Raw genomic sequence first — 23520 nt, 5'->3', positions numbered from 1 at the left:
CTGGAGATGCACACGGGTCAGGCGGGGGTGAGGGCGAAGCCTTCGTAGTTCTTGGCGGCCACGTCGTTGCACTTCTCTTCGTACGGCGGGTAGCCGAGCAGCGGCATGAAGACGCGGGTCTTGCCGGGGACGTTGGCGCCGAGGTACCACGAGTTGCACGTGGGGAAGAGGGTGAACGCCGCGATGGTGTTGACGTAGTCGACCCAGGCGTCCTGCGCCTCCTGCTCGGCCTCGATGGTGGTGACGTGGTGGTCGCGCAGGTACGTGAGACAGTCGCCGATCCAGTCGACGTGCTGCTGGATCGACACCATCATGTTGGTCAGCACCGAGGGCGAACCCGGGCCGGTGATGGTGAACATGTTCGGGAAGCCCTTCACGCCGAGGCCGAGATACGTGCGCGGCCCGGCGTGCCACGCGTCCTGCAACGACACGCCGTCGCGGCCCTTGATGTCGATCGACAGCAGCGCACCGGTCATGGCGTCGAAGCCGGTGGCGAACACGATGATGTCGACGGCGTACTCGCGCTCGCTCGTGAGCACGCCGGCGGGGGTGATGCGCTCGATCGGCGTCTCCTTGATGTCGACGAGGTGCACGTGCTCGTTGTTGAAGGTCGCGTAGTAGCCGGTGTCGACGCACAGCCGCTTACACCCGATCACCTGCTCGGGCGACAACAATTCGGCGACCTTCGGGTCCTTCACCGTCTCGCGGATCTTCTGGCGTACGTAGTCGGCGACGACTTCGTTGGCCGACGGCGTGAGCAGCACGTCGATGAACCCACCGAGGAACCCGAGCCCGCCGTAGGCCCAGCGCTTGTCGAGCTCCGCGCGGATCTCGTCGGGCGTGCACTCGGCGACGGCCTTGCCTGTCCCTTCGGGCAACCGCGACCCGAAGCCCGCCGCCATCGTGCGGTTGGCGGCGCGGAACTCGCCGTAGTGCTCCTTGATGTCGGCGACGTCGTCGGGCGCCAGCGGTTGGTTCCACGCCGGCACCGCGTAGTTGGCGGTGCGCTGGAACACCGTCAGATCGGCGCACTGCTCGGCGATGATCGGGATCGACTGGATGGCCGAGGATCCGGTGCCGATGACCGCCACGCGCTTGCCGCTGTAGTCGACGCCTTCCTTGGGGTAGCGACCCGTGTGTACCTCGAGGCCTTCGAAGGTGTCGATGCCTTCGATGTCGGGCATGTTCGCCGACGACAAACAGCCGGTGGCGAACACGACGTAGGTAGCGGTGACGTCTTCACCAGTGTCGGTCTGGACGCGCCACGTATGGTCGGCCTCGTCGAAGGTGGCCGCCGTCACCCGGGTGTTGAACGTGATTCCGTCGCGCAGGCCGTAGCGGTCGGCCACGTGGTTGGCGTAGCGCTCGATCTCGGGCTGCGTGGCGTAGCGCTCGGTCCAGTGCCACTCCTGCTGGAGGTCGTCGTCGAAGCCGTAGGAGTACTCCATCGACTCGGTGTCGCAGCGGGCGCCCGGGTAGCGGTTCCAGTACCAGGTGCCGCCGACGCCGTCGCCGACCTCGAACACGCGGGCGCTGAACCCGAGCTGGCGCAGCTTGTGGAGCATGTAGAGCCCGGCGAAACCGGCCCCGACTACGACGACGTCGACATCAGCCATGCCGGTCACCGTACTTCACGGTACGGAGAGCAACCGCTGGCGGAAGAGGTCCAGAACCTGGTCGAGGGCGGCCCGCGTCGGCGTGCCTTCCTGGTCGACGAGGTGTTCGGTGACCACCGAGTGCGGGTTCTTCATCTTCGCCTCGGGGTTGGCGTGTTCGTCGTCGAACTCGACGGCGACAAAGGCGTCGCCGAGCTGCTCACGCAGGAAGTCGAACCGGGCGGCAGGCACGAACGAGTCGCCCTTGAACCGCAGACCGAGCACGGTCAAGCCCTCGGCGGCGCAGCGTCGCTTGACCACGTCGAGCTCGGCGGAAGAGATGTCGATGTTGTGGGCGTTCTGCTTCTTCCACGGCGGGGCGAAGGGCAGCGACGGCTGACTCAGCACCGGGGCGAGCAGGCTCGGATGGGTCGCCATCGCCAACGCGAACCCGCCGGTGAAGCACATGCCGATGGCGCCGACGCCCGGCCCGCCGCAGCGTTCGTGCTCGGACGCGGCGAGCGCCCGCAGCCAGTCGATCACCGGCGACGACTTGCCCGTCGCCATCACCGTGAACTCGCGGCTGACGCAGATCGGGGCGATCGTCTCGAGCATGTAGCGCGCCGTGGCCGCGTTGCCGTGGCCCGTCGGGTCGTAGCCCGGACGGCCGAAGAGGTGCGGCATCACCGCCGTGCAGCCGATGTCGGCGACCTTGCGGGCGAAGTCGGCGACCTTCGGCGTGATGCCGGGCATCTCGGCCATCACGATGACCGCCGGTCCTGTTCCTTTCCGGAACACCGTGCGCGTCTTGCCGTCGTGGGTGAATGTGGTGCGCTCGAAGTCCGCGAGCGAGTCGTCCGCCATCCGCTTAAGTTAGATACCCATGGAATCTTTCGCGGACAAGTTGGCGGTGGTCACCGGTGGTGGCACGGGCATGGGGCGCGAGCTCGTCATCCAGTTGGCGGCGGAAGGGGCGTCGGTCGCCACCTGCGACGTCAACCCCGACACGCTCGCCGAGACCCAGAAACTGGCGCGCGAAGCATCACCGTCGAGCGACAACGCGATCACCACTCACATCGCCGACGTGTCGGACGAGACCCAGGTGCTGATGTTCCGCGACGAGGTCGTCCAGCAGCACGACACCGACTACATCAACCTGCTGTTCAACAACGCCGGCGTCGGCGGCGCCTTCAGCTTCGTCGACGGCGACCGTGCGGGGTGGGAGCGCACGTTCAACATCTGCTGGGGCGGTGTCTATCTCTGCGCCCGCGCCTTCGTGCCGCTACTGGTGGCCAGCGACGACGGCTATCTCGTCAACACGTCGAGCGTCAACGGCTTCTACGCCTCGGTCGGCGCCGGCGTGCCGCACACCGCGTACAGCGCGGCGAAGTTCGCCGTGAAGGGATTCAGCGAAGCGCTGATCGAGGACTTCCGCACGAACGCCCCGCACGTGAAGGTCGCCGTGGTGATGCCGGGCCACATCGGCACCGACATCCTGAAGAACACGCCCGACATCCTCGGCGGCGAGCAGGACATCGCGACAATCCGCGAGCAGATGGCCAAGCGCGGTTTCGACAGCTCCGGTATGAGCGACGACGACGTCGCGAACATCCGCACGATGATGGCCGAGGGATTCAAGTCCAGCGCGCCCACGACAGCCGCGCAGGCGGCAACGATCATCCTCGACGGCGTGCGCGCCGGGAAGTGGCGGATCCTCGTGGGCGAAGACGCCGAGAAGCTCGACGCCGCGGTGCGCGCCGATCCGGAGCACGCCTACGACGAAGGCATGCCCATGTTCAGCCTCATCGGCAACCAGTAGATGGGCGACGGCCCGGCGATTGCGCGGGCCATCGCCGTCGCGCAGGACGCCATCGCGGCGGTGGCACAACATCTCGACGACGCCGGTTGGCATGCGCCGACGTTGCTGCCTGGCTGGGACCGACTCACCGTGCTGTGCCATCTCCGCTACGGCGGCGAGGCGATCGAGCGCATGGTGCGCGCCGGCCTGGCCGGTGCGCCGACGCTCTACTACCCCGAAGGCCGTCTCGAGCAGCGACCGGGCACGCTGCACCCGCAGCCAGGGGAGTCGCCCGCGGACGTGCTGGCGTCCTTCGTCGAAGGTGGGGCGCGGCTCGACGCCACGCTGGCGACGCTGCGCGAGGACGACTTTCGCGTCGAGATCCACGAGCCGGTCGGCACCTTCGACATCGGCACGCAGACCGTCGAGCAGTTGCTCACCCTGCGCTTGACGGAGGTCGAAGTGCACGGCGGCGACCTGTTACTCGGCCTCGACACGTGGAGCGACACCCTCGTCGCCGCCGGGTTACCGCTGCGCTTCGAGCGGCTCGCCAACCGCCTCGCCAATCAGCCGCCCATCGACCGCAGCTACGAAGGAACGTGGCTGCTGCGCACGACCGAGGGCGACGCGTGGACTGTCACCCTCGAACCGCGGCGGGCCGAAGTGCGCTACGCCGACTACGACACGCGCAGCGACGCCACCATCACCGCGACCCGCCGCGACCTGCTGGCGCTGCTGCTGGGTCGGCCGCTCGAAACCGAGGCGGTGTATGCCGGCGACGTCGAACTCGCCGCCGCGTTCACGAAGGCGTTCCCAGGTCCCTGACCCGGCCACACCCCAATCGTACCGATTGTGTCAGGGGCGGAAGATGTCGGGCTCGATGTAGATGATCCGGGCGGCGGGCACCGCGACGCGAATAGCGACTTCGACGTCGTCGATGGCCGCTGCGAGCGCCCGCGCGTCCATGCAGTCGACGAACTCGATCTTGGCGCCCACGAGCAGTTCTTCGGGACCGAGGTGCTCGGTACGCATGTAGATGAGCTTCGCCGTCTTCGGATGCTCGACGATCGCGTGTTGAATGAGTTCGCGCTGTGATCGCGTCGCCGACTCGCCGATCAGCAGGCTCTTCATCTCCACCACCAGAGTGGCGGCGATGAACAGCAACAGCACGCCGATGGCGACGCTGCCCAAGGCGTCGAAGCGCGTGTTGCCCGTCGCTTCGGCGAGGGCGACGCCCGCCAGCGCGAACGTCAGGCCGACGAGTGCTCCGAAGTCCTCGAGCAGCAGGACCGGTAATTCCGGGACGCGTGAGCGGCGGATGAAGGCCCACCACGAACCGGTGCCCTTGAGAGCGCGGCTCTCGTTGATGGCGGTGCGGAACGAGTAGCCCTCCATCACGACGGCGAACAGCAGGATTCCCACCGCCCAGCCGGCTGAGTCGAGGTGGTGCGGGTGGCGGAGCTTGTCGACGCCCTCGAAAAGGGCGAACACGGCACCGAACGAGAAGATGACCAGCGCAACGATGAAGGACCAGAAGAACCGCTCGCGGCCGTAGCCGAACGGGTGGTCAGCCGTGGCCGGCTGCTGCGCCTTGCGCCGCCCCAGCATGAGCAAGCCCTGATTGGTGGTGTCGGCGGCGGAGTGGATGGCCTCGGCCAGCATCGAGGCCGAACCGGTGAACACGAAGCCGACCAGTTTCGCCGCCGCGATCCCGAGGTTGGCGAGGAACGCGGCGATGATCGCTTTGACGCCGCCTTCGTGCACGGGAGGCGAGCGTAGGCGAGCCGACCAAGAGTGATCGGGGTGGGTGGGCGGCCTCAATCTACGTTTCAGCGCATGACGGACTGGGACGGGGCCGAATACCAAGCGCGCTTCGACAAGCTGGCGGCGTCGGGCGCCGACGTGCACGGCGAGGTCGACTTCGTGATGCGCTTTCATCCGGCGACGGTGCTCGACGCCGGTTGCGGCAGTGGCCGCGTCGCCATCGAGCTGGCGCGCCGCGGGGTCCAGGTGGTCGGCGCCGACGTCAACGCGTCGATGCTGGACGAGGCGCAGCGGCGCGCGCCGGATCTGACATGGGTCCGGTCCGACCTCGCCGCCCTTGACCTCGGCCGCCTGTTCGACGTCGTCGTCATGGCGGGCAACGTGCCGCTGTTCACGCCGGCGGAAAACCGCGCCGCGCTCGTCGCCGGTTGCGCGCGCCACGTAGCACCCGGCGGCGTGCTCGTCTCGGGCTTCTCCCTCGGTCGCGAGGTCGAACTGACCGACTACGACAGCTACTGCGTCGCCGCGGGCCTGACCCTGGCTGAGCGTTACGCCACCTGGGACGGCGACCCGTTTCCGGGTGACGGCACCTATGCCGTGTCGGTGCATCGGCAACAATCACCCGCATGAGCGACCGCATCGAGAAGCTGCTGGCCGAAATGACCCTCGAGGAGAAGGTCTCGCTTCTCGCGGGCGAGGACTGGTGGCACACGCCGGCCATCGACCGCCTCGGCGTGCCGCAGCTCAAGGTCAGCGACGGGCCCGCCGGCGTGCGCGGCGCCCACGTCAGTGGTGGCCCGGCGAGCGCGTCGTTCCCGTGCGGCACCGCGCTCGGTGCCACGTGGGACACCGGCTTGCTGCGTGAAGTCGGCGTTGCTCTCGCGGGCGAGCTGCGGTCCAAGGGGGCGACGGTCATCCTGGCGCCGACGGTGAACCTGCACCGCACGCCGCTGGCCGGGCGCAACTTCGAGTGCTTCAGCGAGGACCCGTTCCTCACCGCCCGTCTGTCCGCCGCCTACATCGACGGCGTGCAGAGCCAGGGCATGGCGACCACCGTCAAGCACTTCGTCGCCAACGACTCCGAGTTCGAGCGCATGACGATCAGCTCCGAGGTGCCCGAGCGCGCCCTGCGCGAGCTGTACCTCGTGCCGTTCGAGTCGGCGGTCGCCGCGGGCACGCACGCCATGATGACGGCGTACAACAAGGTGTACGGCACCTGGTGCGGCGAGAACGGCTTCATCATGGAGACGATCGCGCGGGAGGAGTGGGGCTACGACGGGCTGTTCATGTCCGACTGGTTCGGCACGCACAGCACCGTCGACGCCGCCGAAGCCGGTCTCGACCTAGAGATGCCGGGGCCCTCTGCCTATCGCGGTGATCTCCTGACCAAGGCTGTCACCGCGGGCGATCTCGACGAGGACATCGTCACCGAACGGGCGCGGCGGGTGCTGCAGCTCATGGAGCGCACCGGCGTCCTCGACGGCAGCGGGCCGGCGGGGGAAAGATACGACGACAACGCGGCGACGAACGATCTCCTCCGGCGCGTGGCGCGGCGCGCCATCGTGCTGCTGCGCAACGAGAACGACGTGCTGCCGTTGCACGCGAGCGCCTTGAACACGGTCGCACTCGTCGGCCCGCTGGCAGCCACCGCGTCGACGCAGGGCGGTGGCAGCGCCGGCGTGTTGCCGCCCTACGAGGTGTCGCCGCTGCAGGGCCTGCGCGACGCGCTGGGCGACGGCGTCTCGATCACCACCGCGCGCGGGGCCACCCTCGGTCGCGGCGCGGCGCAGATCGACCCCAACCAGTGGGACGGTGGCCTGCGGGTCAGCTACTTCGCCGGCCTCGACGTCGCCGGCGAGGCGGTGCTGCAAGAGACGACGCCGCGCTCCGCGTTCCGCTGGGATGCGCAGTTCGAACCGGCGGGCGTCGGCGAGCCGTGGTCGTGCCACGTCGAGGGCACGTTCACCGCCGAGTTCGACGGACTGCACACCTTCAGCGCCCGGACGCTCGACCGCTGCCGCTTGTGGGTCAGCGACGCCGTGTTCGTCGACGAGTGGGACTCCGCGGGCGAGCGCCGCACGATCGCGGGCACGGTGCAACTCGCCGCGGGCGAGTCCGTCACCGTGCGCCTCGACTACGCGTCGATCTTCGAGGCGCACATGTTCGGCTCGCTGCTCGACATCCGGGTGCTCGAGCCCATTCCCGACGACTTGCAGGCGGCCGCAGTCGACGCCGCCCGCAATGCGGAGGTCGCGATCGTCGTCGTCGGCATGGACTCGACGTGGGAGTCCGAGGGTTTCGACCGCAAGAGCATCGACTTGCCGCCCGGTCAAGACGAACTGATCCGCGCGGTGGCGACCGTGAATCCCAACACCGTCGTGGTCGTGAACGCCGGTGCGCCCGTGGCCATGCCGTGGCGCGACGAGGTCGCGGCGATCGTGCAGCTGTGGTACCTCGGCCAGGAAGCGGGCAACGCGCTAGCCGACGTGCTCACGGGCGCCGTGGACGCGGCCGGCCGCCTGCCGACGACGTTCGCTCACCGCCTCGCGGACATCCCGGCGATGCTCAACTACCCCGGCGAGAACGGCGAGGTGCTCTACGGCGAAGGATTGTTCGTCGGCTACCGCGCCTTCGACCAGACGAAGGTCGAGCCGCTGTTCCCGTTCGGCTTCGGCCTGTCCTACACGACCTTCGCCTTCGGTGAGCCAACGACGTCGGCGCCTACGACCGGACCGGGCCGCGGCCTCACCGTGTCGGTGCCGGTCACCAACACGGGGGCGCGGGCCGGAGAGTGCGTGGTGCAGCTCTACGTGCGGGATGTCGAGTCGTCACTCGTGCGGCCCGAGAAGGAGCTCAAAGGCTTCGCCCGCATCGCGCTCGACGCCGGGGCGACGGGCAGCGTCGACATCGCGCTCGACGACCGTGCGTTCCAGTTCTGGGACCCGGCGGCACACGCGTGGCGCGCTGAGGCGGGCGAGTTCGAACTCCTCCTCGGCGCGTCAGCCGGTGATATCCGCCGGAACGTGCGCGTCGTCTGGGAGGCCTAGCGCCTCGGGGATCGGCTCGTCGTCGCCCCGCGACGGCAGGAAGCGCAACACGGCCAACGCGGTTACGAGCAGCACACCCACGCCGACGACCGCCGCGTAGTGGAAGCCGCTGATGAAGGCCCGGTTCGACACGTCGATGATGTGGCGCTGCAACGCCGGGGCGTCGTTCAGCTTGGTCAGGGCGAAGCCGTGCGCGGCGCCGACGTTGTTCTTGACGGCGGCGAGGACGGGCGCCCCCTTGCCGAGGATGTGGGTGACTTCGCTGGCGTAGCGCGACGACAGCAGCGAACCGAGCACCGCCACACCGAAGGCGCCGCCCGCTTGCCGCGTCGTGTCGTTCACGGCTGACCCGACGCCCGCCTTGGCCCGCGGCAGCGATCCCATGATCGAGTCGGTGGCCGGCGCCATCACGTTGGCCATGCCCAGACCCATGATCATCGTGGCGCCGATGACCTCCCACACGGCGGTCGTCTGGTCGAGCCGCGCCATCGCACCGAGGCTGGCGGCGATGATGACGAGGCCGCCGGCGACGACGAACTTGTTGCCCCACTTGCCGACCCAGCGCGGTGACAGCGGGGCGAACACCAGCATCGTGAGCGCCTGGGGCCCGAGGACGAGTCCGGCCTTGAGTGCGGAGAACCCGAGCACGACCTGGAGGAACTGCGTCAGCACGAACAGCAGGCCGAACAGGGTGAAGAACGTCAGCATGATGGCGCTGCTCGCACCCGAAAAGCGCGGGTTGCGGAAGAAGTGCATATTGAGCATCGGGCTCGGCGTCTTCAGCTCCCACCAGATGAAGGCGGCGAGGATGACGCCTCCGACGGCGAAGGCGGCGAGCGTGGACGACGCGCCCCAACCGTTGTTGGGCGCTTCGATAACGGCCCACAGGATCGTGCCGAGTCCCGCGATCGACAGCAACGCCCCGAGCGGGTCGAGCTTCGGCGCGGAGGGGTCCCGCGAATCGGGAATGAGGAAGTAGCCGGCGACGAGCCCGATGATCACGATCGGTACGTTGACGAGGAATACCGAACCCCACCAGAAGTGCGCCAGTAGGAAGCCACCGGTGATGGGGCCGAGCGATCCGAGTCCGGCGACGCCGGCCCACACGCCGATCGCCTTGCGCCGCTCGATCGGGTCGAGGAACACGTTGGTCAGCAACGACAAGGTCGAAGGCATGATGAACGCGCCGCCGATGCCCATGAGCGAGCGGGTGGCGATCAGCATCGACGCGGAGGTCGCCAGCGAACTCAGCAACGATCCGCCGCCGAAGATGACAAGACCGATGGCAAGAGCGCGATACCGCCCGAATCGGTCACCGAGGCTGCCGGCGGTGAGCAGCAAGCCGGCGAAGACGACCGTGTAGGAGTCGACGATCCACTGGAGTTGGCTGGCGCTCGCCGCCAGGCCACCCGCGGCCTTCGGCTTCGCCATCGTCGGGATGGCGACGTTGAGAATCGTGTTGTCCAGCACGATGACCAGCAGGCTGACGCACAAGACGGCGAGGGTGAGCCAGCGCCGGCGATACGCGAGGTCGCGGTCGGTCGTGATCGGACGCATGGTTCCGTTCTAACCGAACTTCGGAGCGATATGTTCCCCCGGTATGGCGGCCGTCATCCATTGCGAGCGGTTGACGAAGCGCTACGGCGCTGTCGACGCCCTGCACGAACTCGACCTCGACGTCCACGACGGCGAGGTGCTCGGCTTCCTCGGGCCCAACGGCGCCGGCAAGACGACGACCATCCGGCTGCTGCTCGGCCTCATCCGTCCGACGGCGGGACGCGCCGAGTTGTTCGGGCTCCACGCCGAGCGCGACGCCGTCGAGATCCACAAGCGGGTGGCGTTCGTTCCGGGCGAGGCGGCGATGTGGCCCACGCTGACCGGTGAGGAGATCCTGCACCTTTTGGCCAACGTGCACGGATCGGTCGACGAGCCGTACCGCCGCGAGTTGATCGATCGCTTCGACTTCGATCCGACCAAGAAGGCGCGCGCGTACAGCAAGGGCAACCGGCAGAAGATCGTGCTGATCGCGGCGTTCGCATCGCGCGCCGACCTGTTGATCATGGACGAGCCGACCATCGGCCTCGACCCGCTGATGGAACAAGAGTTCCGCGCCGCCATGCGCGACGCGAAAGACCGCGGCCAGACCGTGTTCCTGTCGTCCCACATCCTGTCGGAGGTCGAGGCCGTCGCCGATCGCGTCGCCATCCTGCGCGCCGGCCGGCTCGTCGAGTCCGGGTCGATCGACGAGCTGCGCATCGCGTCCGCCGTCACCGTCGAGATCAAGTTCAGCGGGCGGCCGCCGGCGCTGGCGAAGGTGAAGGGCGTGCGCGATGTCAGTGTCGACGGCAAGTCGGTTCGGTGTCAGATCGCCGGCCCGATCCAGCCGCTGCTCGACGCGCTCGACGGTCATCAGGTCGTGAGCATGTTCAGTCGCGAGCCGTCGCTCGAGGAACTTTTCCTGGCGCATTACGGGCGGGAGCCGGCGCAGTCGTGAGGGGCGGCCGGGCGATCGTGGAGCTGATCTATCGCCAGCAGCGACGCGGTGCGGTCATCTGGGGCAGCGTCTTCGGGCTGTTCGTGTGGGTGTCGGCGTACGGCTACGCGGCGGCCTACCCGACGGCGAAGGACCGCCGCGACATCGTCGCCACCCTGGGGAGCAACAGCGGCATCCGTTCGCTCTTCGGCCCGGCACGAGCCCTCGACACGGTGAACGGGTTCACGGCGTGGCGCTGCGGCACCCTGTTCGGCGTCATCGGGGCTGTGTGGGCCCTGCTGCTGGCCACGAAGATCTTGCGGGGCGACGAGGAGGCGGGCCGCACCGATCTCTACTTTGCCGGTCCGGTCAGCCGGCGCCTCGGGTTCGCGTATCAACTCGCGGGGCTGGCCGTAACGTGGCTCCTGCTGTTCGCCACCGTCGTGTCGTGGTTCATCTGCGTCGGCGTCTTCGGTCACTACTGGTCGTGGACCGCCGCGGTGTTCTTCTCACTGGTGGCGTGCGCCCTCGCCGCGCTGTTCCTCGCCGTGGGCGCGGTCGCCGCCCAGTTCGCCTCGACGCGCCGCGCCGCGGCGTCGATTGCGGGCGCAGTGCTCGGCGCGGCATTCGTCGCGCGCGCCATCGCCGGGTCGGTCGCCGGCGCGGCGTGGTTGGCTTGGAGCAGCCCGCTCGGATGGATGGACAAGACGCACGCGTTGACCGGAACCAACCCGGCTCCGTTGCTGCTCGTCCTGATCGGCGTGGTCGCCGCGGTGGCCCTCGCCATCGCGGTCTCGTCGCGGCGCGACCTCGGTCAGGGAGTGTGGCCCAGCCGCGACACGGCGGTGGCGAGGACCGCGCTGCTGCAATCGCCCGCGGGACTCGCGCTGCGGTTGCTGCGCGGCACGTCGATCGCATGGACGATCGGCGTCGGTCTGTTTGCCGCCATGTTCGGGACGGTGAGCACCGCCGTCAGCGATGCGTTCGGCGACAACAACGCCGCGTCCGACATCTTCAAGCGCATGGGCGCGGAACTGTCGGCCAAGGGCTACATCGGCGTGACCTTCGTCATGATCTCGGCGCTCCTCGGTCTCACCGCGGCCACCTTCATCTCCGCCAGTCGCGCCGAGGAAGCCGACGGTCGACTCGAGTACCTGACCGCGGGACCGCTGACGCGCCGGGCGTGGCTGGCGACGCGCACCGCCATCGCCGCCGGCGCGCTCGTCGTCATGGCGTGCATCGTCGGGTTCGGGGGCTGGATCGGCGTGGCGGCGTCGGGCGGCGACATTTCCTTCGGCGACATGATGCTCGCCGGTATCAACGTCGTCGGGCCCGGGCTGCTCGTCCTCGGCGTGGGCACGCTGGTCTACGGCGTTGCCGGGCGGCCCGGGTCAGCGGTCGCCTACGGAGTCGTGGCGTGGTCGTTCCTCGTCGAAATGATCGGCGCGCTCGTGAAGCTCAACCACTTCATCCTCGATACGTCGATCATCCACCACTTGGCGGCGGCACCGGCGGCCGATCCGCGCTGGGCGACGACGACCGCGATGGTTGCCGTCGCCGTGGTGTGCGCCGCCGGCGGCGCGGCGGCTCTCCAGCGCCGCGACGTCCAGCCCGGTTAGCCGGCGAAGGCGCCGCCGTCGCCGAAGGCGAGTTTGGCGAAGCGCTCGCCCATGCGGATGTAGCCGTCGCCGTTGGGATGCAGCCCGTCGGGGAGGTCGTCGAGGTCCGCCTCGTCGAACAGCGCGCGGCCGTCGAGGTAGTGGAGGTTCGTGTCGCCGGCGTCGCGGCGCGCCTTTACGACCGAAGCGATGATTTTGCGGATCTGTGTGAGGGTGAGCGCTCCCTGCTCGGCGGCGACCGGTGACGCGGCCGAGCGCGCCTTGCCGTCGGTCGAATCTGTCGGGCCGGGCGCGTGCTCGTGCGCGGGGCACAGGATGGGCGACACCACGAGCAGGGGCGTGTCGGGGTGACCGTCACGCACGGTGTCGAGGAAGCCATGCAACGCCGGGCCGAACGTGCGCAGCCGCAGCGTGTCGCCGTTCACCGGGTTGATGCCGCACTTGAGGCTGATGAGGTCAGCGGACGTGTCGCGCATCGTGCGGGCCGTGAACTGGTCGAGGTGGCACTGACCGGCCAAGCCGAGGTTGACGAGGTTCACGTCCGCCAGCCGGGCGGCGGTCGCCGGCCAGGTACGCGAGCCACTGTAGGCCTCCATGCAGTGGCTGATCGACGAGCCGTGGTGCACCCACCTGCGGCGGTTGTCGGGCGGCGCGGGGCTGAGCGTGGCGCCGTCGTCGATGGTGACGGCCCGCGCCTCCACGATCGACGTATTGGGCAACCAGAATTCGAGGACCTGGGCGCCCGGCGGCACGTCAAAGGACAACGTGACGGCACCGCCGGGTTCGAAGTTGAATCCCTGCGTCTCGACGATGACGCGCAGGACGTTGCCGTCGCTGAACGGCGTCGAGTTGACGAGTTGGCCGTCGGCCAGCAGGTCTACGGCAGCGGCGTAGACCACGTCGCCGACGGCGAGATGGGTAGCGAGCAGTTCGAGGCCGACGGTGCGCGCGTCGGTGGCGAAGCGCAACCGCACCCCGCTCGGTGACGACGCCAGAAACTCGACCTCCGGCGGGAACTGGTGGCGGTAGGCGTTGTCGATGCGGCGCGGCGTCACGCCCGAGTCGGTGACGTCCGCGGCGATGGCGCCGGCGACTTCGATGCGATCGTCGGGCAGTTGGATGCGTTGTGTCATGAGCCCCCCAGCAGCTGATCGATCGCCACCCGGTGCGGCATGGACGGTTCGGCGCCGGCGATCGTGCACGCCAGCGCGCCGGCGGCGTTGCCGACCCGCGCCGCGTCGCCGAGGGATGCGCCACCGGCCCACGCCGCAGCCAGCGCGCCGCTGGTGGCGTCGCCGGCGCCGACGGTGTCGACGACCTTCACGACGTGGCGCTCGAACTTGACCACGTGGCCGTCGTGCCACAGCAGCGCGCCGCGCTCGCCGAGCGTGAGGAGCACCGCCGGCGCGTCGAGGGCAGCGGCGACGGCCGCGGCGATCGTCGCGGGGTCGTCGCCGGCGTCGGGCGCGATGGTGGCGGCTTCGGACTCGTTGGGCGTGACGAGATCGACGAGGCCGCGGAAACGCGCCAGCGATTCGGCGCCCATCGGGGCGGGATCGAGGACGGTCCGCACGCCGGCGTCGCGGGCGATGCGCAGCGCCTCGGCGACCGAGTCGTAGGGCAGCTCGAGCTGCGCCAGGACGACCGCGGCGTTGCGGATGACTTCGGCGGCGTCCTCGATATGTCGGGGGCTGCACTCGAGGTTGGCTTGGGGTACGACGATGATCGAGTTGGCGCCGGTGTCGTCGACGATCGGCACGCCGACACCCGTGCCCACCGTGCGGTCGCGGCTCACGAATTCGGCGTGGATGCCCAGGCGCGCCAGCGCGTCGATGAACTCGTCGCCGAAGGCGTCGGTGCCGACGCGGCCGACCATCGCCGTCGGCGCGCCGTAGCGGGCGCTGGCAACCGCTTGGTTGAACCCCTTGCCGCCGAGGAAGAAGTCGACGGAGCGGCCGATCACCGTCTCGCCGACCGCCGGCCGCGTCGCCGTGCGCACGACCACGTCCATCATGAACGAGCCGACGACGCACACCGTCTTACTGGCCATCGAGCATCCTCCCGAGCGAGCCACCGGGGTGGAACGTCTTGAAGTCGTCGGGCCCGAACCCGCGGGCCACCATCAACGTGACGGCGAGCGCGTCGCCCAGTGCGAGGGCCACGCTCGTGGACACGGTCGGCGCCAGGTCGTGCGGGTCGCCCTCGCGTTCGATGCAGCCGTCGAGGGTGACCGCCGCGAGCGCGGCGAGGCTTGACGAACCCCCGCAACCGGTGACCGAGATCACCGGCACGCCGCGCGCCGCCGCCATGCGAGCGAAGGCGACGACCTCCGCGGTCTCGCCGCGGTACGACAGTGCCAGCAGCACGTCGTCGGGGCGCACCATGCCGGAGTCGCCGTGGAGCGCATCGGCGGCGTGCACGAAGTACGAGACCGTGCCGGTGCTGGCGAACGTCGCCGCCAGCTTGGCGCCCACGAGTCCCGACTTGCCGAGGCCGGTGACGACGAGGGCGCCGTGGCGGTCGAGCACCAGCTGGGCGGCGGCGCGCAACGCGCCGGCGCTACGCGCCGGGAGCGCGGCGATGGCCGCGGCGGTGCGCTGCAGCGAGTCGAGTCCCGCCGCGAGGCCGTCGTCGACCGACGAGGTCATTCGGCTCCGGCGGCTTCGAAGGCAGCGAACACGACGCCGATGCCGCGCGAATCGCCCGTCGTGCCCGCGCCCATCTTGTTCATCACATACACCACGGTCATGCGCCGGGCGAGATCGTTGAACACGACCGAGCCACCCCACCCGCCCCAGAAGCACGTGCGCTCCATGCCCGGCAGCTTGAGCAGCCCGTAGCCGATGCCGAACACCATCGGAACGCCGAGGATGAGGTCGGTGCCTTCGTACTGCACGTCGAAGATGCGGTCGAGCGTCGCGGGCGAGACGAACTGGTTTCCGTCGCGGGAGCCGCCGTGCGACACGATCGACTGCACCTGCGCGATCGACCTTGCATTGCCGTGCCCGTTCGCCGCCGGGATCTCGGCGCGCCGCCATTCGGGTGTCCACGAGGCCTCGGCCTTCACCATCGGGTTGGTGAAGGTCCTGTAGACGAGGCCCGTCTCGTCGGCGTTGGTCGGCACGATCGGATCGGCGGGCGGAATGAGCTTGCCGACGCGCGGGTCGTACTCGGGCCCGGTGCCGATGTGGAAGTCGGCGCCGAGCGGCTCGGCGAGTTCCTCGCGGAAGAACGTGCCGAGACTCTTGCCGGTGACGCGCCGAACGACTTCGCCTACGAGGTAGCCCTGCGTGACGGCGTGATAGCCCGACGCCGTGCCGGGCTCCCACCAGGGTGTCTGGGCCGCCAGGCGGGCGCAGCACTTTTCCCAGTCGTAAAGGTCGTCAGGCTCCATCGGTTCTTCGAAGCCGGCCAAGCCGGCGGTGTGCGACAACAGGTGGCGAATGCGCACGCTGTCCTTACCGCCTTCGGCAAACTCGGGCCAGTAGGTGGCGACGGGAGCGTCGAGGTCGATGAGGCCCCGGTCGGCGCACACGAGCGCGCTGAGGTTGCACATCGTCTTCGTCGACGAATACACGTTGACGAGCGTGTCGCGCTGCCACGGCGTGTCCGCTGGGCCGTCGACGAGGTCCACGGTGCCGCCCCAGATGTCGACGACGAGCTCGCCGTCTTTCAGTACCGCGACCGACGCGCCCGCGTCGGCGCCCGACTCGAGATTGCTGGCCAGCACGTCGCGCACCTTGGTGTAGCGCTCGTCGCACGTCCCCTGAATGTCAACCATGTGCGCAACCTAACGGCTGTACCTTCAACGATGTGGTCCACGGCCATCACCACGGCAGCCGGGGCGAGCAACGCCGCGCCCTGTGGATCGCGCTCGCCGCCAACGGCGTGTTCCTGGTGGCCGAAGCGGTGGGTGGATGGGCCTTCCACTCGCTGGCGTTGCTCGCGGATGCCGCCCACATGGTCTCCGACGTCGCCGGCCTGACCATCGCGCTGATTGCGCAGCAACTCGTCGATCGCCGGGCCACGGCCCGGCACACGTACGGCCTCCAGCGCGCCGAGGTCCTCGGCGCCCAGGCCAACGGTCTCACGCTGCTCGTCGTCGCAGGATGGATCGTGTTCGAAGCCGTTCGTCGCATCGGTTCACCCGTCGACGTCGTCGGTGGCGGGTTGCTGGTGGTTGCCAGTCTGGGCCTCGTGGTCAACGTCGTCAGCGCCGGGCTGCTCGCCCGCGCCGGCGGTGAAAGCCTGAACATGCGCGGCGCGCTCGTGCACATGACCCTTGACGCCGTTGGTTCGATCGGGGCGATCGCTGCGGGTGTCGCCGTGGTGCTGTGGCGCGCCAACTGGGTTGACCCCGCGGTGTCCATCGCGCTCGCGGTGTTGGTGTTGTGGTCCGCGTGGGGACTCTTGCGCGACACCACCCAGGTCTTGCTCGAGGGTGCGCCACGGGGCATGAGCGCCGGCGAGGTCGCAGCGGCGCTCGCCGGCGACGACAACGTGGAGACGGTGCACCACTTACACCTGTGGAACCTGGCGTCGGACGTGCCGGCGCTGTCGGCGCACGTCGTGCTGCGCGGCGAGGTGACGCTGCACGAGGCGCAACAACGGGGCGAGCAACTGAAGGCGATGCTCGACGAGCGGTTCGGGATCGAGCACGCCACGCTCGAACTCGAGTGTCACGCCTGTGACGCGCCCGACTCACACACCGCGAGGTGACGGCCGCGTAGCGTCTGCGCACTGTGATCGACGTGCGACCCGCCACGGAAGAGGACCTGCTGCGACTCATCGCCCGCGACCCCGCGAACGAACAGTTCGAGCGGAAGCGCTACGAAGCCCAGCAGCGTGGTGAGGCGCTGCTGCTCATCGCATGGGAGGGCGACGAGTTGCGCGGGCGCGTCCGCTTCCGCTTCTTCTCGAAGTACGTCGAAGTACTGGACGCGCTGGGGGAGTTCGCCGAGATCAACGCCCTCGATGCCTGGCCCACGGGCACGGGCGTCGGGACGCGGATCATCGCGGAGTGCGAGAAACTCGCGCACGGGCGCGGCGACGAGATGATCGGCATCGGCGTGCTCGTGACGAACACCGCGGCGCGAAGGCTCTACGAGCGCCTCGGGTACGAGTACTGGGGCGACGTGATCGACGACGGTGAACCCGCCGCGTACCTCGTCAAACGCCTGCCGAAGAGCTAAACCAGCTTCGCGAGGGCTTCCTCGTAGCGCGCCTGCTCGCGGGGCGTGCCGATGGCGTCGGTGTCGAAGTGGTCGACGACCGTGCCGTTCTTGTCGATGAGGAAGGTGTGGCGCATGGCGCAGCCGAGCTTGTCGTTGAACACGCCGTAGTCCTGCGCCACCTTGCCGTGGGGCCAGAAGTCGGCGAGCACCGGGAAGTTGTAGCCCTGCTCCTCGGCCCACTTCTTTTGCGCCGGCGCGGTGTCACACGAGACGGCGAGCACCTGCACGCCGGCGTTCTCGTAGCGGCTCATGTCGTCACGCAGGGCGCATAGTTCTCCCTGGCACACGCCGGTGAAGGTGAAGGGATAGAAGACGAGGGCGACGGCTTTGTCGCCGCGGTACTGCGACAGCTTCACCGTGTCACCGGTGCTGGCGCGCAGCTCGAAATCGGGGGCTTCCTGACCAATGTCGACGGGCATGGCCAGAACCTAACCGCAAGAAATGCGCCGGTTCGTCCGTTGTCCCAGCATGCGGAAAGCCTGGGGCATTCTCGTCGTCGTGTTCGCGCTCGGCGCGACCGTTCTCGCGGCGCCGGGCGCCGACGCCATCGTCGGTGGTTCCACCACGCCCGGCGGCGCCTACACGTTCATGGCGTCGGTGCAGTCGGGCGGCGCCCACTTCTGCGGCGGCTCGGTCATCGCCAACCAGTGGGTGCTCACCGCCGCCCACTGCATGACGGGTGAGTCGACCAACGGGCTGACGGTGCGGGTCGGCAGCAACGACAACTCCGCCGGGGGTGTCGTCATCCCCGTCGACGCCTTCCACGTCGACCCGGCGTACGACGGCACCAACTACGACGTGGCGCTGCTGCACTTGGCCTCGGCGGTGCCGCTGACGGTCGCCAAGATCACGCTGGCGCCGCTGGGCGACGACACGCACGAGGCCGACGGCACCGCGGTGACCGTCGCCGGGTGGGGCGACTGGAACCCCGTCACCATGGGACTGCTGGCGCTGCCGCAGATGCGCGACGTGCAACTCAAGGTCGTGAGCGACGCCAACTGCGGGCTCAGCGGCGTCGAGGCCGACACCCAGGTGTGCGCCGCCGCCCTGCTGAAGGACAGCTGCCAGGGCGACTCGGGCGGTCCGCTGTTCTGGAAGGGCCCGCTCGGCCAGCGCATCCAAATCGGCGTCGTCAGCCACGGCTTCCTGTGCGCCATCCCCGAGTTCCCGGGCAGCTACGGCGAGGTCAACAACCCCCAGATGCGCGACTTCATCGACAGCTACGTCCCCGGCGTCTAACCGAAGGCGTGGACGCCTGAGCCGACGCGCTGCGTGGAGCCGTCGGGCAGCATGACGGTCGCCGAGGTGTTTGGCGGGACTTCGACGTCGACGTGTAGCTGATCGCCCTCGAGGCGCCATGCGACCGATGCGGTGCCGTAACGAGTCTGCCGCGCCGCCGACGCGCGGGTGAGGCCTCCACCCGGGCGGGGCTCGACGAAGAAATGGTGATAGCCGGGGTCGTCGGGATCAGGGCGCAGACCGGCGACAGCGGTGTGCAGCCACTCGGCGACGGCGCCGTAGGCGTAGTGGTTGTACGACACCATCGAACTGCCCGAACCGATGTCGAGCGACCCGAGCGGGACCGACCCGTCCTCGCGCAACGCGTCCCACCGCTCCCAGATTGTCGTGGCACCGGCGAGGACGGTGTAGAGCCACGACGGCGCGCTGCGTTGCAGCAACACGTCGTAGGCCACGTCGAGGTGACCCGTCGCCGCCAGCGACGGCAGCAGTAACGGCGTGCCGAGGAAGCCGGTCGCGAGATGGTCGCCGGCGTCGTGCACGCGCAGCGCCAGCGCCTCGCCCATCTTGAAGCGCGCTTCGTCGTCGGGCACGAGGGCGAAGGCGATGGCCAGGGCCGCACCCGTCTGCGTTGTCGCCGCCGTGTCGCCGTAGTGCTCCCACCACGCGGCGCGCACCGTCTCGAAGCGCGCCCGTGAATGTGCCGCCAGCGCGTCTTCGCCGAGCACGGTTGCGGTGCGCGCCAGCAAGTCCGCCACGTGCGCGGCGTACGCGGTGGCGACGAGGTCGAACCTCGCCTTGGCCCGCCACGGCTGCTCAGTCGGCGCGTCGGGGTCGAGCCAGTCGCCGTACTGGAAGTCCTGGGTCCAGCGGTGGTCGGCGTCGAGGCGTGAGTACACGTAGTCGACCGACGCCCGCATCGACGGCAGCGCCTCGCGCAGCACCGTGTCGTCGCCGTAGGCGACATAGGTCGTCCACGGAACCACGACCGCGGCGTCGCCCCACCCGCACGCGCCGCGGATCTCGAGGCCAATGTCGGGCACGACGCTCGGGACAGCCCCGTCGGCGCGCTGGTCAGCGGCGACGTCGGCCAGCCAGTTCTGCCAGAACGTCTCCGCGTCGTAGAGGAACGACGCGGTGGGGGAGAAGACCTGAGCGTCGCCGGTCCAGCCGAGGCGCTCGTCGCGCTGCGGGCAGTCCGTCGGCACGGCGACGGAGTTGCCCCGCCAGCCCCACACCGCGTTTTCGTGGAGACGGTTGAGCAGGGGGTCGGAGCACTCGAACGTGCCGATGCGCTCGAGGTCGCTGTGGATCACAACGGCTTCGACTTCCACATCGTCGGGCGACACGCCGGTGACCTCGGCGTAGCGGAAACCGTGGAACGTGAAGCGCGGCTCGTAGTCGCCGCCCGTGAACACGTCGGTGGCGCGGGCGGTGCGCAGCGGCGCGGTGAAGAGCTGCCCGTCGTTGTCGAGGATCTCGGCGTGACGCAGCGTGACCGTCCTGCCGTCGGGGACGCCGCGCACGCGCAACCACCCGACGAGGTTCTGCCCGAAGTCGAGGATCGACCCGTTGACGGATACGGGCTGCAGCACTTCGGTACGCCGCACCGGCGGCACCGCCGGCGCGCACAGCACCGCGGGATCGAACGAGTCCAGAATCTGGACTGGCACCGGCTGACCGGCGCGCGCTTCGTCGATGTCCTCGCCGTCGTAGATCTCGGCGAGCGAGTACTCGGTTGTGGTCGCTGTCCACGTCTCGTCGGTACCGATGACTATCCGATCGGCGTGCGCGCGCACGATCTCGAGCTGCCCGAAGACGCCGACGTGTGTGCCATACAGCGGCCCTGCGTCACGGAAACCGATGCGTCCGCTGTACCAACCGGGCGCGACGGTGAGCGCCAGCTCGACTTGGCCCGGATTGAGCACTGCCTTGAGGTCGTGGGTTCGCACCACGAGACGCTGGTCGTAGCTCGTCCACCCGGGAGCGAGCACTTCGCTGCTGACCGGTTGGCCGTTGACGGTTGCGTCGACAATGCCGTGCGCGCTCAGCCGGAGGAGAGCGGAGTCGATGTCGTCGGGTACGTCGATCGTGCGCGTGAACCGCACCACGGGGGTAGTCGGGTGATCGGCGACGATCATGCGTGCCACCCACTCGCTGGGGTCGAGGATCCCGGTCTGGAATTGCGCCCAGTCGGACCACCGGGAGGGACCCGCGCTCGTCCACACACGTACTCGCCACCCTCCGTTCCACGCTGAGCGGAGCACCGGTCCGTCGTAGGTGACTTGCTGGCGCCACGACTCGACGCGGCCGGTACTCCAGTCGTCGACTTCGACTTCGTACGCCGTCTGAACGACGTCGCGCTCGTCGCCGTCGGCCTCGATGCGCCACGTCAGTCGCGGGTGGGGCGTGTCGAGACCGATCGGGTCGACGAGTCGTTCATAGCGGAGATCAACGACCCTCACGCGCGCCCGCCGTTCTTCTGTGACGAGTTATGGCCGCCATTTCCCGTCATAGACGCGATATGGCGGCCAAAACTCGTCGTCAAAGTTGTGTTTCCGTCAATTAGCGGGCGGCGCGGCGGGCTTGGGCGACGTTGGGCGCCGCTTTTTCCACCAGACCGGGGATGACCTTGCCGAGTTCTTCGGGATCCCACTTGGCGCCGTGGTCCTCACCGGGGCCGTAGGTCCAACCTTCGGCCACCGAGATGCGGCCGCCCGCCACGTTGAAGACGCGAGCGTTGATGTCGCGTGACTCGGGCGAGCCGAGCCACACCACGAGCGGCGCGATGTTCTCGGGACCGAACGCGTTCCACTCGCCTTCCTTGGGCTGGGGACGGTTCGGGTTGAGGTCCTCGGTCATGCGGGTCAGCGCGCCCGGCGCGATGGCGTTGACGGTGATCCCGTAACGCTCGAGTTCCATGCCGGCGATGATCGTGAACGCGGCGATGCCGGCCTTGGCGGCGCCGTAGTTCGTCTGACCCGGGTTGCCGTAGATGCCCGAGCTCGACGTGGTGTTGATGATGCGGGCGTCGTTGTCCTCGCCCGCCTTGTTGCGATTGCGCCAGTACTCCGCCGCGTGACGCGTCGGGCAGAACGTGCCGCGCAGGTGCACCTTGATCACGGCGTCCCACTCGTCGACGCTCATGTTGACCAGCATGCGGTCGCGCAGAATGCCGGCGTTGTTCACCAGCACGTCGAGCCCGCCGAAGGTGTCGATCGCCTGCTGGATCATGCGACCCGCGGCGTCGTAGTCCGACACGTCGTCGTAGTTCGGTACGGCCTCGCCGCCCATGGCTTTGATCTCTTCGACCACCTGGTTGGCGGCCGACTGGTCCGAACCCGTCCCGTCGCGGGCACCACCGAGGTCGTTGACGACGACCTTGGCGCCCGTCTGCGCGAACAGCAGCGCGTGCTCGCGTCCGATGCCATTGCCCGCGCCGGTGATGACAACGACGCGCCCCTCATTCAGCCTGCTCACAAACGTCTCCCTTGTGTCCTTACCTACTTAGCGATCACTTTGGTCGCCTCGCTGACGCTCGGCTCCTTCGGTAATCCGAGAACTTTCTCGCCGACGATGTTTCGTTGCACTTGTGCGGTACCGCCCCAGATGGTCCCCGACCGGCTCTGCAGAAACAGGTTCTGCCAGCGATCGGGGTGATAGCCGTCGGCTTGCGACGACTCGAACACCGTGGCGTCCATGCCCATGACGTCGAGCGCGACTTCGCCGAGCCGACGTTGGTGTTCTGACCAGAACATTTTGTTGAGCGCCGACGCCGGGCCCGGCTCCTTCTTGGCCACGACTTCGCTGAGCGCGCGCAGGCCGTTGTACCGCATGATCTCCACGTTGGTGAACGCCTTCGCCAGGTCCTGGCGCAGCGCCGGGTCGTCGGCGCGGCCGCGCTTCTGCGCCTCGGTGACGAGGTCCCAGAACTCCTTGGTGAACCGGACGTGCTGGGTCGTCGCGTTCCCGCCGCGCTCGTTGCCGAGCGTGGTCATCGTGACCTTCCACCCGTTGTGCAAGCCGCCGATGGCGTTGGCGACCGGGGCGCGGGCTTCGGTGAGGAACGTCTCGGTGAAGCCTGACCCACCGGTGATCTGCTTGATCGGACGCAGCTCGATGCCGTTGGACGAACCGTCGTCGCGGAACATCGGCAGCAGCACGTAGGAGATGCCCTGATGCTTCGGGACGTCAGGGTTGGTGCGGCACAGGCAAAACATCATGTTCGCCGCCTGCGCGCCGGAGGTCCACACCTTCTGACCGGTGATGACGATCTCGTCGCCGTCGATCACGCCGCGGGTCTTCAGGCTGGCGAGGTCAGAGCCGGCGTCGGGCTCGGAGAAGCCCTGGCAGTAGCGGTCGCTACCGTCGATGATGCGCGGCAGGAACTTGGCCTTCTGCTCGTCGGTGCCCCAGACGATGATCGAGGGGCCCACCAGCCATTCGCCCATGCCGCGCGTCACGCGGGGCACCTTCATGCGCGAGAACTCTTCGTTCAGGACGGCGACCTCGATGCCGCTCAAGCCGCGCCCGCCGAACTCCTTGGGCCACGACACGCACATGAAGCCGTGCTCGGCGAGTTTGTCGGCCCACGCCCTGGCGGCCGGCGTGTTGGAGAACGCCGCCTGTTCGTCGTCGAGACCCTCAAGGCCCTCCGGTTGGTGCGCTTCGAGAAAGCCGCGCACCTCGTCGCGAAATTTCTTCGCGTTCGGCCCCAGGTCCAGCTCCATTGTCATGGAGCGTGATCCTCG

Annotated in this window: 21 protein-coding genes; 9 read left to right on the top strand and 12 right to left on the bottom strand. The window is 68.8% G+C overall.

All coding sequences use genetic code 11. The features are described 5' to 3' along the window. Positions 1-17 precede the first annotated feature (17 nt). Together VHC63_07380 and VHC63_07375 are read right to left on the bottom strand one after the other, a co-directional pair. Positions 18-1616, bottom strand: a complete 1599-nt coding sequence (locus tag VHC63_07380) for an NAD(P)/FAD-dependent oxidoreductase (GenBank protein HVV36411.1) — start codon at positions 1614-1616, stop codon at positions 18-20. Between the two features lie 15 nt (positions 1617-1631). Further along, the gene (locus VHC63_07375) at positions 1632-2459 is read right to left on the bottom strand and encodes a dienelactone hydrolase family protein (protein HVV36410.1); all 828 of its coding nucleotides are present in this window, start codon (positions 2457-2459) and stop codon (positions 1632-1634) included. 19 nt (positions 2460-2478) lie between these two features. On the opposite strand from VHC63_07375, the gene VHC63_07370 reads away from it, so the two are divergent. Beyond that, positions 2479-3414 (top strand): SDR family NAD(P)-dependent oxidoreductase, encoded by a 936-nt coding sequence (locus VHC63_07370; protein HVV36409.1) that lies wholly within the window; start codon positions 2479-2481, stop codon positions 3412-3414. Continuing rightward, entirely contained in the window at positions 3415-4218 is an 804-nt protein-coding gene (locus VHC63_07365; protein ID HVV36408.1) for a maleylpyruvate isomerase N-terminal domain-containing protein, read from the top strand. Between the two features lie 30 nt (positions 4219-4248). Here VHC63_07365 and VHC63_07360 read toward each other — a convergent pair whose 3' ends face one another. Beyond that, positions 4249-5157, bottom strand: coding sequence for a cation diffusion facilitator family transporter (locus VHC63_07360; protein ID HVV36407.1), 909 nt, complete (start codon positions 5155-5157; stop codon positions 4249-4251). Between the two features lie 72 nt (positions 5158-5229). Between VHC63_07360 and VHC63_07355 the strand changes: the two genes are divergently transcribed. Next, a complete protein-coding gene (locus VHC63_07355) occupies positions 5230-5787 on the top strand; it encodes a class I SAM-dependent methyltransferase (GenBank protein ID HVV36406.1) in 558 nt (185 codons plus the stop codon). Further along, positions 5784-8204 (top strand): glycoside hydrolase family 3 C-terminal domain-containing protein, encoded by a 2421-nt coding sequence (locus VHC63_07350; protein HVV36405.1) that lies wholly within the window; start codon positions 5784-5786, stop codon positions 8202-8204. The genes VHC63_07355 and VHC63_07350 overlap by 4 nt, the downstream gene beginning before the upstream one ends. On the opposite strand, the gene VHC63_07345 is transcribed toward VHC63_07350, so the two are convergent. Next, a complete protein-coding gene (locus VHC63_07345) occupies positions 8157-9761 on the bottom strand; it encodes an MFS transporter (protein HVV36404.1) in 1605 nt (534 codons plus the stop codon). The genes VHC63_07350 and VHC63_07345 overlap by 48 nt on opposite strands. A 43-nt stretch (positions 9762-9804) precedes the next feature. On the opposite strand from VHC63_07345, the gene VHC63_07340 reads away from it, so the two are divergent. Both VHC63_07340 and VHC63_07335 read left to right on the top strand, forming a co-directional pair. After that, on the top strand, positions 9805-10698 hold the full coding sequence (locus VHC63_07340; GenBank protein ID HVV36403.1) for an ABC transporter ATP-binding protein: 894 nt from the start codon (positions 9805-9807) through the stop codon (positions 10696-10698). After that, a complete protein-coding gene (locus VHC63_07335) occupies positions 10695-12296 on the top strand; it encodes a hypothetical protein (GenBank protein ID HVV36402.1) in 1602 nt (533 codons plus the stop codon). The genes VHC63_07340 and VHC63_07335 overlap by 4 nt, the downstream gene beginning before the upstream one ends. Here the strand turns inward: VHC63_07335 and VHC63_07330 are convergent. Genes VHC63_07330 through VHC63_07315 form a run of 4 tightly spaced genes read right to left on the bottom strand, consistent with a single transcriptional unit; the run spans position 12293 to position 16077 of the window. After that, the gene (locus VHC63_07330; protein ID HVV36401.1) at positions 12293-13429 is read right to left on the bottom strand and encodes an SGNH/GDSL hydrolase family protein; all 1137 of its coding nucleotides are present in this window, start codon (positions 13427-13429) and stop codon (positions 12293-12295) included. The two genes, VHC63_07335 and VHC63_07330, sit on opposite strands and share 4 nt — an antisense overlap. Beyond that, positions 13426-14346 (bottom strand): ribokinase, encoded by a 921-nt coding sequence (locus tag VHC63_07325; protein ID HVV36400.1) that lies wholly within the window; start codon positions 14344-14346, stop codon positions 13426-13428. Before VHC63_07325 ends, VHC63_07330 begins: the two co-directional genes overlap by 4 nt. Next, the gene (locus VHC63_07320; protein HVV36399.1) at positions 14336-14944 is read right to left on the bottom strand and encodes an SIS domain-containing protein; all 609 of its coding nucleotides are present in this window, start codon (positions 14942-14944) and stop codon (positions 14336-14338) included. Before VHC63_07320 ends, VHC63_07325 begins: the two co-directional genes overlap by 11 nt. Next, a complete protein-coding gene (locus VHC63_07315; GenBank protein ID HVV36398.1) occupies positions 14941-16077 on the bottom strand; it encodes a serine hydrolase domain-containing protein in 1137 nt (378 codons plus the stop codon). Before VHC63_07315 ends, VHC63_07320 begins: the two co-directional genes overlap by 4 nt. A gap of 32 nt (positions 16078-16109) precedes the next feature. On the opposite strand from VHC63_07315, the gene VHC63_07310 reads away from it, so the two are divergent. Further along, positions 16110-17015 (top strand): cation diffusion facilitator family transporter, encoded by a 906-nt coding sequence (locus VHC63_07310; GenBank protein HVV36397.1) that lies wholly within the window; start codon positions 16110-16112, stop codon positions 17013-17015. 23 nt (positions 17016-17038) lie between these two features. After that, positions 17039-17488 carry a GNAT family N-acetyltransferase gene (locus VHC63_07305; GenBank protein HVV36396.1) on the top strand — a complete coding sequence of 150 codons (450 nt, stop codon included), beginning with the start codon at positions 17039-17041 and terminating at the stop codon, positions 17486-17488. Here the strand turns inward: VHC63_07305 and VHC63_07300 are convergent. Continuing rightward, positions 17485-17949 carry a peroxiredoxin gene (locus VHC63_07300; protein ID HVV36395.1) on the bottom strand — a complete coding sequence of 155 codons (465 nt, stop codon included), beginning with the start codon at positions 17947-17949 and terminating at the stop codon, positions 17485-17487. The two genes, VHC63_07305 and VHC63_07300, sit on opposite strands and share 4 nt — an antisense overlap. Positions 17950-17998: 49 nt before the next feature. Between VHC63_07300 and VHC63_07295 the strand changes: the two genes are divergently transcribed. Next, on the top strand, positions 17999-18769 hold the full coding sequence (locus VHC63_07295; GenBank protein ID HVV36394.1) for a serine protease: 771 nt from the start codon (positions 17999-18001) through the stop codon (positions 18767-18769). On the opposite strand, the gene VHC63_07290 is transcribed toward VHC63_07295, so the two are convergent. From VHC63_07290 to VHC63_07280, 3 genes are all read right to left on the bottom strand, one after another. Continuing rightward, positions 18766-21234 carry a family 78 glycoside hydrolase catalytic domain gene (locus VHC63_07290; GenBank protein HVV36393.1) on the bottom strand — a complete coding sequence of 823 codons (2469 nt, stop codon included), beginning with the start codon at positions 21232-21234 and terminating at the stop codon, positions 18766-18768. The two genes, VHC63_07295 and VHC63_07290, sit on opposite strands and share 4 nt — an antisense overlap. Positions 21235-21334: 100 nt before the next feature. After that, positions 21335-22249, bottom strand: a complete 915-nt coding sequence (locus tag VHC63_07285) for an SDR family oxidoreductase (GenBank protein ID HVV36392.1) — start codon at positions 22247-22249, stop codon at positions 21335-21337. 23 nt (positions 22250-22272) lie between these two features. Continuing rightward, positions 22273-23505 (bottom strand): acyl-CoA dehydrogenase family protein, encoded by a 1233-nt coding sequence (locus VHC63_07280; GenBank protein HVV36391.1) that lies wholly within the window; start codon positions 23503-23505, stop codon positions 22273-22275. Positions 23506-23520: the final 15 nt, after the last annotated feature.

Source organism: Acidimicrobiales bacterium (assembly GCA_035546775.1).
Classification (GTDB): Bacteria; Actinomycetota; Acidimicrobiia; order Acidimicrobiales; family JACCXE01; genus JACCXE01.
Note: the sequence above shows the minus strand (reverse complement) of the source record. Positions and strands in the feature narration are given on the sequence as shown.